General features: G+C 59.6%; 9 protein-coding genes. 6 read left to right on the top strand and 3 right to left on the bottom strand.

All coding sequences use genetic code 11. From position 1 onward, the window contains the following. The first annotated feature begins 30 nt into the window (after nucleotides 1-30). From B843_RS03430 to B843_RS03415, 4 genes are read left to right on the top strand one after another with little or no spacing between them, the layout of a single operon-like run. The gene (locus tag B843_RS03430) at nucleotides 31-450 is read left to right on the top strand and encodes an RNA polymerase sigma factor sigma-70 region 4 domain-containing protein (protein WP_210766195.1); all 420 of its coding nucleotides are present in this window, start codon (nucleotides 31-33) and stop codon (nucleotides 448-450) included. Then, complete coding sequence (locus tag B843_RS03425; protein ID WP_025252124.1) at nucleotides 447-647, top strand: hypothetical protein; 201 nt, start codon at nucleotides 447-449, stop codon at nucleotides 645-647. The genes B843_RS03430 and B843_RS03425 overlap by 4 nt, the downstream gene beginning before the upstream one ends. Before the next feature lie 47 nt (nucleotides 648-694). Continuing rightward, nucleotides 695-2,134, top strand: coding sequence for a recombinase family protein (locus tag B843_RS03420; protein WP_025252123.1), 1,440 nt, complete (start codon nucleotides 695-697; stop codon nucleotides 2,132-2,134). Then, on the top strand, nucleotides 2,134-3,723 hold the full coding sequence (locus B843_RS03415) for a recombinase family protein (protein WP_025252122.1): 1,590 nt from the start codon (nucleotides 2,134-2,136) through the stop codon (nucleotides 3,721-3,723). The genes B843_RS03420 and B843_RS03415 overlap by 1 nt, the downstream gene beginning before the upstream one ends. Before the next feature lie 7 nt (nucleotides 3,724-3,730). On the opposite strand, the gene B843_RS03410 is transcribed toward B843_RS03415, so the two are convergent. The 3 genes from B843_RS03410 to B843_RS03400 form a co-directional block, all read right to left on the bottom strand. Further along, entirely contained in the window at nucleotides 3,731-5,422 is a 1,692-nt protein-coding gene (locus tag B843_RS03410) for a DUF262 domain-containing protein (RefSeq protein ID WP_025252121.1), read from the bottom strand. Nucleotides 5,423-5,487: 65 nt separating this feature from the next. After that, nucleotides 5,488-6,753, bottom strand: a complete 1,266-nt coding sequence (locus tag B843_RS03405; protein WP_051483436.1) for a type IIL restriction-modification enzyme MmeI — start codon at nucleotides 6,751-6,753, stop codon at nucleotides 5,488-5,490. Between the two features lie 126 nt (nucleotides 6,754-6,879). After that, the gene (locus tag B843_RS03400; RefSeq protein ID WP_025252119.1) at nucleotides 6,880-7,272 is read right to left on the bottom strand and encodes a hypothetical protein; all 393 of its coding nucleotides are present in this window, start codon (nucleotides 7,270-7,272) and stop codon (nucleotides 6,880-6,882) included. Nucleotides 7,273-7,443: 171 nt separating this feature from the next. On the opposite strand from B843_RS03400, the gene mobF reads away from it, so the two are divergent. Both mobF and B843_RS03390 read left to right on the top strand, forming a co-directional pair. Beyond that, nucleotides 7,444-11,127, top strand: a complete 3,684-nt coding sequence (gene mobF / locus B843_RS03395; protein WP_025252118.1) for a MobF family relaxase — start codon at nucleotides 7,444-7,446, stop codon at nucleotides 11,125-11,127. A gap of 255 nt (nucleotides 11,128-11,382) precedes the next feature. Further along, complete coding sequence (locus B843_RS03390) at nucleotides 11,383-12,336, top strand: hypothetical protein (RefSeq protein WP_155895087.1); 954 nt, start codon at nucleotides 11,383-11,385, stop codon at nucleotides 12,334-12,336. Nucleotides 12,337-12,339 lie beyond the last annotated feature (3 nt).

Here is a 12,339-nt window from a genome sequence, read left to right as displayed (position 1 = left end):
GGGGTGGTGCAGATGGAAAGGAGCCAACCGGTGACGGCAGTGACATCAACCCAGCAGGAGCAGATAACAGTGATGCGTCGAGCCGGGGTGACCTACGCGGCGATCGCCGCCCAGCTGGAACTCAACGCCAACACTGTCAAAACGTGGTGCCGCCGCGCCCGTATCACCCCCGATCCGACCATCCCGCCGGTCGATAACCCGCTCGGGGTGTGGTGCTTGCACTGCGGCGCACCCATCACCGGTACCCGGCCAGCGAAGTTCTGCAGTCAGCAGTGCCGCCGCACCTGGTGGCATGCCCGCCCCGAGAAGATCAACCGCCGCGCGTTCTACCAGTTCACCTGCCCACACTGCGGTGCCGTGTTCAGCGCATACGGCAACAAGCACCGCGTGTATTGCAGCCACGCCTGCTACATCCGCCACCGCTTCGGCACCAAAGGCGGACGCCCATGACACCGGCCCAACTGCACGCCGAGACGACCACCGCACTCGCGCTCGCCCGACTCAACCACCTCACACAATCCGGCATCCTCACGCAGGCCCAGTCGGCTCGTGCCGCCTCCCGGATCGCCGCCGCCACGGGTGCGGAAATCGGGGCGTTGAAAGCACAGATCTTGGTTGACTTCACGGCCGATCAGAGTGATGTATAGACGTGCAAACGGTACAAAACCCCTAGTCAGACAAGGAAAAGCAGCCGATGGCGACGATGGAGCGGGTGACCCCGCCGCCCCAAAGTGCGCGGGCCAAGAAGGTCGCGGCGTATGCCCGCATCTCGATGGAAAACGACCGCACCCCGAAATCATTGTCGGCACAGATCTCGCGCTACTCTGACCTGATCCAATCGACCCCCGGCTGGGAGTATGCGGGCGTCTACGCCGACTCGGGTATCTCGGGCACCACCACCAACCGTCCCCAGTTCCAAGCCATGCTCGCTCAAGCCCGCGCCGGTGGCATCGACCTGATCTTGACCAAGTCGATCTCCCGGTTCGCCCGCAACACCGTCGACCTGCTGGAAACAATCCGCGAATTGAAAACCCTCGGCGTCGAGGTTCGCTTCGAAAAAGAGAACATCTCCACGTTCTCCGCTGATGGGGAGCTGGTGCTCACCCTGCTCGCCTCCTTCGCGCAGGCCGAGTCGGAGCAGATCAGCCAGAACGTGAAATGGCGGGTGAGGAAAGGCTTCGAGCAAGGCAAAGCCAACGGCTTCCACCTCTACGGCTACACAGACTCCCCGGATGCGACCGACGTCGAGATCGTTGAAGCCGAAGCGGAGGTGGTGCGGTGGATGTTCGCCCACTACATGCTGCCCACCTCGTGCGAGGCCATGGCCGCACAACTTATCACCGATGGGCGCGTCCCGCACCTTGCCGACAACCAGCTGCCGGGCGAGTGGGTGCGTCACATCCTGAAAAACCCCTCCTACACCGGCGACTTGTTGCTCGGTCAGTGGGCGACCCCGGACGGGAAACCGGGCCGGGCGTTGCGCAACACCGGCGAGCATCCTATGTACCTGGTCGAAGGGGCGATCCCCGCGATCATCGACCGTGACACCTTCACCGCCGTCCAGGCCGAGATCGCCCGCCGCCGCGACCTGGGGGCACGAGCCAACTGGTCAATCGAGACCGTGGCGATGACCTCGAAAATCAAGTGCGCCACCTGCGGCTGCTCCTTCGTCCGTAATCGTCGCAACCCCAAGACCCAAAACCAGATCACCACCGAACACTGGATCTGCACCGAACGCAAGAAAGGCCGCACCACCAGTTGCCGCACCATTGAAATCTCCGACACCGCCCTCAAAACCTTCATCGCCGACGTCCTGGGCATCGACGAGTTCGACGACGACGTGTTCACCGCCCGTATCGACCACATCGACGTGACAGGCAAAGACCACTACACATTCCACTACACCGACGACACCACCAGCAGCCACACGTGGCGGCCGAACCTGAAGAAGTCCTCCTGGACCCCGGCGAAGAAAGCAGCCTGGGCAGAACTCGTCAAAGCCCGCTGGGACAACGCTCGCAAACTCGGCATCGACGGCCGCAGCGCACCAGCACCCCCGGAAGCCCTCGCCAAGTACCGGGCGGTGGCGAAAGCCGAAGCCGAACGGCTCCGCGCTAAGCGAGGTGAACGCTGATGGCTCGCACCGTCACCGCGATCCCAGCCACCCGCCGCCTGCACACAGGCACACCCCTGGGGCAGGCCACGATCCGTAAAGTCGCAGGCTACGCCCGAGTCTCCACCGACCACGAGGACCAAGTCACCTCGTATCAGGCGCAGGTCGACTACTACACCCGCTACATCACCGACCATGCCGGATGGCAGCTCGCAGGCATCTACACCGACGAAGGCATCACCGGCACCTCCACCAAACACCGCGCCGGATTCCAAACGATGGTCGCCGACGCCCTGGCCGGCAAGATCGACCTGATCATCACCAAGTCCGTGTCCAGGTTCGCCCGCAACACCGTCGACTCGCTCACCACCGTGCGCCAGTTGAAGGATGCCGGGGTGGAGGTGTTCTTCGAAAAAGAGAACATCTGGACGTTCGACTCAAAAGGCGAGTTGCTGATTACGATCATGAGCTCGCTCGCGCAGGAGGAAGCCCGTTCCATCTCCGAAAACGTCACCTGGGGGCACCGGAAACGGTTCGCCGACGGGAAAGTCACCATCCCGTACGGACGGTTCCTCGGCTACGACAAAGGCCCCGACGGCAACCTCGTCATCAACCAAGCCCAAGCCGTCACCGTCCGCTACATCTACTCCCTCTACCTCGACGGTCAGTCCCTGACCGGCATCGCCCGTACCCTCCAGAAAGAGGGCTACCAGACCGCGACAGGAAATAAACACTGGTCGGCGTCCCAGGTGCGCAACATCCTCACCAACGAGAAATACAAGGGCGACGCGCTACTCCAGAAGTCCTACATCACCGACTTCCTCACCAAGAAGCAGGTCAAGAACGAAGGCGAAGTGCCCCAGTACTACGTCACCGGCAACCACGAGCCGATCATCACCCCAGCCGTGTGGGACTTCGTCCAAGCAGAACTCGTCGCTCCCGCCACGGGCAGGCGTTCCTCCTCCCGGCAGCGGACATTCTCCGGGAAAATCAGGTGCGGGCAGTGCGGGGCTTGGTACGGGTCGAAAACTTGGCATGCCGGCTCCAAATATGAGAAACGCATCTGGCGGTGCAACCACAAATACTCAGGTGGAACCCCGTGTGCGACCCCGCACGTCAGCGACGAACAGATCACCGCCGCGTTCCTCGACGCCGTCCACCACCTCCTCGCCAACCGGGACCAGGTCGACGAGCTGCTCGACAAGGCCGTGCGTGCCGAACTCGACACCACCGACATACACATCGAAGCCGACCAGATCTTCGCCTGCGTGGGTGCTGTCGCCGAGGCGATCGACCAGCTGATCGCCCGCAACGCCCGCGTCGCCCAAGACCAAACCGAATACCAGCGCCGGTTCGACAAACTCACCAGCGAACACGCCACACTCGTGGAGGAGTACCACCGGCTCCTCGACCAGATCAGCGATCTCGACAACCGGCAGGCCGCCTACCGCCACTACCGGGAAGAACTCGGCAAACTCGACATCGACCACATTGAGTTCACCCCATATCTATGGCACACCCTCGTCGACCACGCTGAAGTTGCGGTCGACGACACCATCACGTTCACGTTCAGGGATGGCGCGAAGCTAACACAGCCGATCGGCAAGTAGCGCCCGGCTAGAGTTGCCACTCCTTGACCAGCAGACCCACCAGCTCCTCTTGGCGGCGCTCAACGACCTCGGGAGTCCACACTGGTTCCGCCAGTACCTGGGTCGTCAAAGCGAACACGGCCACGCCTTTACCCGAGGTGAAGTACTTGTCCTTCTTCACGTCGAAATCGAAGTTCTGCGCCCGTGAGTTCGAAATTCGATTCAACAGCAGCAGGTTACCCAGCCTATGCGTCCACGTCGCTGTTTCATCCTCGGTGAAGTCACGCACCCACTGGCTGTCTTGAGCAGGGCTTTGCGGCAGAACGTGCTCAACGGTGATGATGCGGTGGTCATAGGACGCGCCCGGGTCCTTCGCCAGGATCGAATCCAGCCGTAGCAGCACATAGCGACGCACACGAGTAGCGAGATAGATCTCCCCGTCAATACGGTCTCGCGTCTCGGCTCGTTCGCTCTCGGTCAGTTCGAAGGCCGGAGCCTCGAGTCCCAAGCCATCAGCAAGCTGCTTGAGTAGCTCCATATATCGCAACTGGCGAGGCGTCGCGTAGACCCGGCGAACCAACATGCTCGCAGCCAAGCGCTCCAACTTGGCAAAGAAATCGACGAGAAACTCTGGGTCCTCACCATGTTCGGTCAAAGCCCACAATGCCGGAGGACGCCAGTCATCGTTGTCGAGCTGATCGAGTCGCTTGAGCCAGTGGTTCACCTGCTCCCAGTGCGGGTCCTCGCCCTGAAAATCCTGCGCCAGCAACCGGATGTCGGCGCGAGCATACGGTTCGAGTACCTCCCGAATGAAGCCACTTCCGTTGTCCGGCAGGTAAGTATTGAGAACCTGCTCTGGGAACTCTTGCAGGAGGCTCTTCACGCCACGGGTGCGAGCCTTAATTGCTCGGATATACAGAAAGAGATCACCGAACTCATCCCGACCCAGGCTTTCCTCTAAGTGCTCCCAGCGATCCGCATAGTGCTGCTTTTCATGCTCGTCGATCGCACCAATCACCTGGGACTTAAAAATGTCCTGCGGAGAAAGCGGCAGACCCCGAGCATTCATCACCGAGAAGATCCGGTAAGCGCTGTTCAAATCTGGTGTCGAAACCGTCACCAGGAAGGCCCGCCCGGCGATGAGCCGGAACAAATCCTTCAACCGCTCTGCACTGAGCTGCACCAACTCGGCGTGAAGCGCCTTCGCGTTGTCTCGTAGACCCCGCTGAGAGTCAGTCTCGGGAATGTTGTCGCTGAGCTCGATGAGCCTTGCCGTGTTGCCCACGGTCTGCACGTAGTCGTAGAAGAACTGGTTGTCGCGCGGACGAAGCTTCAAACGTGGCCTTGCGGGCTGGTTATCCCACTCCACCGCAGGCTTCTCGATCAGATCGTGAATGGAACGGCGCAGGTCCTCGTTGGCGACGAGGTCTCGAAGCAGCGACAGCAACAACGTCAATGTCGTGATGCGCTGCTGCCCGTCGATGACCTCGGATCGAGCTACGTTCGGAGACTTCACGAGAACAATCGACCCGAGGAAATACGGCTCATCGGTGTCCCGCTCCAGCGCGCCGAGCAGATCCGATAGCAGCTGGAGCGATTCCTCAGCACCCCACGCATACGGACGCTGGTATTCCGGAATGACGAACTCGAAGTCGCCGCTGGTCAGCAGTCTCCCGACGCTGATCTCCGCAGCCTCTAACCTTCTTGTTTCTCCTGCCACCAAGTGTCCCTTCATCGATTATGTCTTGTACTTGGGTTGAACCACTGACCCCGGTTTTGAACCACTCACGCCGCGAGCGCGACTGTGCCGCCATTTTGTATCCAAGTAGGGTTGAAAGCTTCGAGGAAAACGTGGTGGGAAAGCTGGTCGCGGAATCGCTTGAGATCGTCGAGCTGTTTCTTCTTGCTGCCGGTTGTCTTTGCAATCAGTTGGTCTGCTTCGGCGCGCAGTTCGTCCAGGAACAGCGGGCCGAGGGTTTTCATGATGTTGGTCTCGGAAGTGTAGTGCTCGCCATCTCCTCGTCGTGCTTCTTTCGACTTCACGAGCTGGAAAAGGCTACCGAAGATCGCCGGGGAAATGTCAGTCCACCGGAATCGGCACGCATCAATGAGGGCGTGGCGCATCTCAGGGCTAAAGAACGTCGTTGTGCGTGTCTCGCCTGCTCTATCGAACAATGAACCGTTGACGTAGGGGAACGCGGCCATCGAGTCGGGAACGCGCTTGCGTTTGTTCTCGGGAGTGTTGAGAACGTCGAACAGCGCGTCGATCTGGCTGCCGAGGTTTTCGCTTGTGGTGTGGTCGAGGATGAACCGGTAGAACAAGTCTTGCTCCCAGAGGCCAGCGTCGTCGCCAAACAGGAGGAACAGTAGGCGGGTGAGGAATACGGATGCGCGTTGGACTTCTTCGTCTTCGTCCTCGGGGTTGATGGGGGCTTGATCGGCCACGCCGTCGTCTACGTCGTCGCCTGCCATTGCGGTGAAAAGGTTGGCCATGACTTTGGATGCTTTAAGCGAGGCGGCTTCTTCTTCCTCACGACTCATGGAGTCGTCATAACCGGCGAGGAAGCGCAAGAGGTCAACGTTGTCGGAGACTTCGTCGAGTGTGAAGGTTACGTCGAATCGGTGTTCTGGGGAGCCGAGGCGGAGCAGGCGGAAGTTTTCGAAGTCGCTGGCGAGGATGTAGCGCGGCTGCTCGGTGTCGGAGACGGAGCCACCTTGGAGGTAGTCGCGCGCTTGGGCGACTGCATCGTCGAGGTTTACGCCGGGGGATTTGGCTTCGCCAATGACGACGGATGGCCAGAACAAGTCGATGTAGCCGGTGTTACCCGTGGATCCGCGACGAGCGTCTTGCTCGAATAGATCCATTCGTGTCGCGGAGATGCCGAAGCAGGCGAGGAAGTCGGCCCAGAATGATTGAGCGTATTTCTTCTCGATGGCCCCCTCGTTGTTGGCTTTCCAGGTGTCGAGTCGTTGTCGCCAGTGGACGCGGAAGCCGTCGAGATTGTGCTTAATTTCGTAGCGGTCGAGGCGGATGGGGGTCGAGGAAATCATGTTCTCACCATACCGGGAAGTGGGTGTGTGATCCGCGAGTTAGCGGCGGTTCAATGAATGGTGGCCGCCTCGCTGGTGTGCGAGGCGGCCACGGGTGGGCGGTGGATCTGGGGAGGGTGAGCCGGCCTAGTTCTTGTCGTGCTTGTCGCGGCGGTCGTCGTTGTCGGGGGCGGTGGAGTTTTCGCCATCGTGTTCCTGGTCGTCTCGGTTGCCCTCCCCTTCCGCATTCTCGTGGGTGGCGGAGGTGGTGGTGTCCTCGTCGCCGTCGAGCTGGTCTTCGTCGTCGTCCTCGTCGTGGATGCCGTCGGTGTCGAGGGCGAGTAGCTGGCGCAGTTCGGAGGCGGTGAGGCCGAAGGACTCACGTAGCCAGGTGTGTGCTTCGCCGAGTTGGTCGAGTTCCTGGAGAGCGGCTGCGAATCGGGCGCGCACGGCTTCGAGCTCGGTTTGTGCGAGGAACGCGCGCTGGGTGGCGGCTTTAACTTTTTCCTGATTTGCCAGTCGTTCTGCAAGCGCAATCATTGCTAGTTCTCGTGCTTGTTGACGTTTCGTTGTTCTCTTTGCCATACCCCAAACCTAAATGCCTCAGGCCTAGCTCCACTAGGCCCTCATCGCGCCTGCGGCGCTCAAACTGCCACACACAGTAGGCACTCTTAGTGATAGTGGGGATTCGCTGCGCTAGAATCTGGAATCATGATGTCGTTTCGCGCCGTTCACGCTGGCAGTGGGTACCAGTACCTGCTGCGGTCTGTGGCGACGAACGATGCCTATGACGAGTCCACGGAGGCCGGAAAGCTGGCCAATTATTACCAGGCGAAGGGCACCCCTCCTGGCCGTTGGATCGGCGCGGGCCTCGAAGGGCTTAACTCATTTGTGATCGAAGTTGGAGCCCATATCGAGGCCGAGCAGATGGAAGCTCTCTACGGTTTGGGCTACCATCCCGACACCCACGCGCTCCTGGAAGCAGGCAAGAGCCTCGACGAATGCAAGCTAGGCGGGAAGTTTCCGGTCCACACCAATAAGATCCCTGTGCTTATTGCACTGCGTGATGCCGAGCAGGAATTGCTGAAATCAACCGGTCGTTTGTTGACCGAGGACGAGCGCATGGAGCTGGCCATTTCGGTTGGTCGCCCGCACTACGTCGCAAAGACTGGCTACGAAAATGCGCCCGACCGCGACGTAATTGATTGGGTCAATAAGCAGCGCGCCGAGGTCACGCAGGCGGTCGCTGGCTTCGACATGACCTTCTCCCCCACCAAGAGTGTGTCGGTGCTGTGGGCTTTAAGTGACGAGCACACCGCGAGCAAGATTGCAGCGTGTCACCACGAGGCTGTGGCCGAAGTGCTGGCATGGGCGGAGGAAAATGTGGTGCGCACTCGCCTGGGTGCTGGTGGTCTTGCCCAGGTAAAGACCAACGGTCTAGTGGCCGCAGAGTTCACCCACTTTGACACCCGAGCTGGTGACCCTGATCTACATTCGCATGTGCTTGTGGCGAATAAGGTGCAGGGACCAGATGGCAAGTGGCGCACCCTGGACTCGCGCGCAATGTTCAAAAACAACCAGACGTTATCGGCTCGGTATGACGTGGTTTTGCAAGAGATTTTGACGCGGAAGATGGGCCTGTCTTTCGTTCCGAGCGCGCGCGAAGCAGGCAAGGAGCCGGTGTGGGAGGTCGCTGGAATCCCCCAAAAGCTGCTGGATTCTTTCTCGAAGCGGCGAGCAATGGCCCGCCCGGTCTTTGACAAGTTGCGCAATGACTACGTGGAAAAGCACGGTCGCCAGCCCGATAAGCGCGCACAGAATGCGCTATGGCAGGCAGCCATTTTGGACACTCGTGACGCTAAGAAGCCCGCTGAGTCTTTGGAAACGCTGCGCGAGAACTGGCTGAATGATGTTCTCCAACTTGATGATGCAAACGAACTGTTGACTGCTGTCCACCAGGCTGCCCAGGGCAAAGTAACAGACGAGCGCCCGGCCTTTTTCACCGATGGAAACATCGACGACAAGGCACTCGATGAGCACTGCCTGGCGGTGATTGATCGCATGGTGCAGAAGCGTTCCTACTTCGCTAGGCATCATGTCACCGCAGCCGTGAACACGTTGTTGAAGGGTTTTGTGTTCGCCGATACCGCCGAAACTGCGCGCGCAATTGAGCTGCTGACTGAGCGAATTATCGACAAACACCTGGTTGATTTGACCGCATTTGAGCCGCAGGAATTGTCCCAGGCGCTGCGCCAGGAAGACGGTGTGGCGGTTGATCGCCACCTGGACTACGCCCAGTACACCACGGAGACGATCCTCGCCCAGGAAGACGACGTGCTGCACGCGGTCGAGGAACCGGTTGCACTTTTTGCGGACTCGTCGGCGGTGTTTGATGCGGTCGCTAAGTTCGAGGAGGCCAATGGTTTTAGCCTAAATGCAGGCCAGGTTGCGCTTGCTCGTCACCTGGTTCAGTCCGGCACGTTGGTCGCGTGTGGCGTTGGTCCGGCAGGAACTGGCAAGACCACGTCCATGCAGATTGTTACCGATGTGTGGACACGTTTGGGCCGTAACGTGATTGGTCTTGCGCCGTCTGCGGCTGCCGCTTCGGTGCTGTCGGAGGAGCTTTCTATTCCTGCGCACACCATTGATACGTTGACGTATTCGTGGCGCGGCAGGGGCGATCAAGCAACTGCGGGTGATGTGTCCGCTCTCCCGTTGGAGATCAACCCTGGCGACATGTTGTTGGTCGATGAGGCGGGCATGGCCACCACCGATAACCTTGCTGCCCTGGTCGAAATTGCGGAAGCAACCGGCGCAATCGTGCGCGTGATTGGTGACCCGCAGCAGCTGGATGCTGTGGGAACTGGTGGACTTTTCGACACGATGTGCCGCTACAACAACGCGGTTGAATTGACCGATGTGATGCGCTTTTCTCACGGCAAAGACACCGAGCAGGCCGAGGCCTCCATCGGGTTGCGTTCTGGTGATACCTCCGCTGTGGACTTCTACGAGGCCCGTGGTTGGTTGCAAGGTGGCACGCGCGAGCAGATGCTTGTGGAGGCCATCAACGCCTATCTCGCAGACACTGCGCGCGGTCGTCGCTCGCTGGTTGTCGCGTCGACGAATGCTGACGTTGATGCGATGAATGAGATGATCCGCGAGCACCGAATCGAGGCGGGCGAGGTTGACGACACCATCCAGGCCCGACTCTCGCGCGGGGACATGTGTGGTGTGGGTGATCTGATCATTGCCCGCAAGAACCAGCGTTTCCCGAACGAGTTTGACCCGTCGATGCCTGGTCACCGAGTGATTAACGGGCAGTTGTTCCACGTTGCTCAGATCAACGAGGACGGCAGCTTGCTGGTGGCCGATGCGAGCAGTGGTGAGATGTTGACCTTGCCTGCCGAGTACGTGCAGCAGGAAACGCACCTGGGATACGCGGCCACCGTCTACCGTGCCCAGGGAGCCACGGTGGATACCACGCACGCGGTGATTGATTCCTCGACTGATCGAGCAAGTCTGTATGTGGCGCTAACGCGCGGTAAGAAAGAAAACCGGGTGTACGCGGTCACCGATGGTCGCCTGGACGAGATGGCGGAACTTAGCCACGAGCACTCAGCTGGCAACGAGGCCGGTTTGACGGCACGGGACGTGCTCGAGCACGCGGTTACGCGGGATAACCGGCAGCGTTCGGCGACCGATATTCACACCGAGGCCGAGGAGTACGCCGATAGTTTCGAGCGCGTAGCTGATCTGTTCCGCTACGGCAGGGATCAGGCTATTTCGTCGTTTGTCGACCGGAACTTGGACGGTTGGTGGGATCGTCTCGATGTCGACGCGGCCGCAACACTGACCGACGAGGGTAGGAATAAGGTTCGCTCCGCGTGGATGGAGTGCATAGACTATGGTCTCGATCCGCGTGATCTGATGGCCACTGCGTGCTTTAACCTCGGTGAGGTTGACGAGGCGGGGGCTGTGATTGCCTGGCGTATCCGTGACCAGATTAAGCAGGCGGATCTGGTGAAGCAGGAGATTGTCATTGCTGCGAACGATGATGAAGCCGAGGACGAGTCTGAGGTGAGGATTCCTACTGCGTTGCCTCCAGTGACCCGTGGTAGTGATCTAGAGCTTGCGCAGTGGCTGAAAGATGCCCGTGCGCGTCTGGTGGACTGGGGTAAGCAGGCCACTGTCCAGGAAGAAGAATTTGCGGCCGTCCAGGAGCAGGTTGTCGAGGGACTGGATACGAGCCTGCTGGATGTTGCTGGTGTGTCTCGTGACATTCGAGAAGACCTTGCTGCTGCCGCCAATCAGCCCAGCCAGAACGAGGCTATGCCGGAGAATGACTGGTTTGCGCAGTTCGAGCAGGACGCTTACGGTGGTGGCCACGAGCTGTAACCGTAGGCCGGCTACAGGTGGTGGCCACCCGTTGCCAGGGCGCACGAGAACCAATAAAAAAACTCCCCGGACCGTTGTGGTCTGGGGAGTTAGAAGCTTGTGAAGCAGCCAACGCCTGCCGTAGCATAGCAACCCTAAGTGGATCACGAGCGAGAGCCAAGCTCCTATTGGTCGTGCATTCACGAACATTCGGTGCCCTTGCTTCGGTGATAGTATGACATGCCAGTATTTGAATGTCAACTCCAAGGATTACTCTTGCCCCAAAACCACCGTCGACCAGCTGATGTTCAAGCTGATCAGCACAATGAGTTTCTTTCCACCGTCGGCCCCAGCAGAATCGTGGCGTACCTCGACGAGACCTTTCAGCGGCCGACCAAGCAGTTTCCCGATGGGTTCTATTCCATCTCTGCGGTTCTGATCCAGGGCCAGCATATTCGCCCCATGCAGGAGAATCTCAGACACATAGTCGACGGGGACTACTGGCACGCCACGGAAGCGCTGCGAGACGGCAAGACTCCCACGTTCCTCGACATTCTTGACCACATGCAGTCGCATCCAACCTTGAACTTGTTTGTCACAACCAAGGAAGTCAACGACCCCAGCGATCAAGCGCTCCATGATGCCCGTGCGGAAGTTCTTTCTCACTTGATGATTGATCTGTCCCGTTCCCATCCAGCTTTTTATGCTGTAATCGCAGAGCAGCAAAACACGAGGGCAAAGTCGAATGCCGATGAAAAACTGATACGCGACCTCCGCAACAGTGGCCAGATTCGCCCGAACATTGCCTACAGGGCTGCCTCGCCAGCAGTTGACCGTAATTTGTGGCTGGCTGATACAGCCGCCATGACGCACCGTCGCACACTGACCCACTCACCTAAGAACGAGACCTCGCACTGGTTCGGTGACTACCTCGCGAAGTTCTCGCATGTGACCACTATCGGCGAGGACAACAACCACGATCCTCGGGTTCTGCCCCGTCTTACTGAGCGGATGATGGGTATTCAGAACAACCCCGATGCCCCTGAGCGTTTCTCGGAACCAGTAGTTGACCAAGGCCCCTTGGCGTTTCTCATGCAGCAAAACGCTGCAATCCCCCTGGCCCAGCAGATCGAACGCCAGCTTCAACGTGAGGCAGCAGGCCCTGCTGCCAATGTCTCTGACGGTGACGCATGCGAGCCCCCCAGCCTCGATGATTCACCGACTCTGTAGAGG

Origin of the sequence: Corynebacterium vitaeruminis DSM 20294 (assembly GCF_000550805.1) — a bacterium.
Lineage (GTDB): Bacteria > Actinomycetota > Actinomycetes > Mycobacteriales > Mycobacteriaceae > Corynebacterium > Corynebacterium vitaeruminis.
The sequence above is the reverse complement of the archived record's forward strand: the minus strand, read 5'-3'. Positions and strand labels throughout refer to the sequence as shown.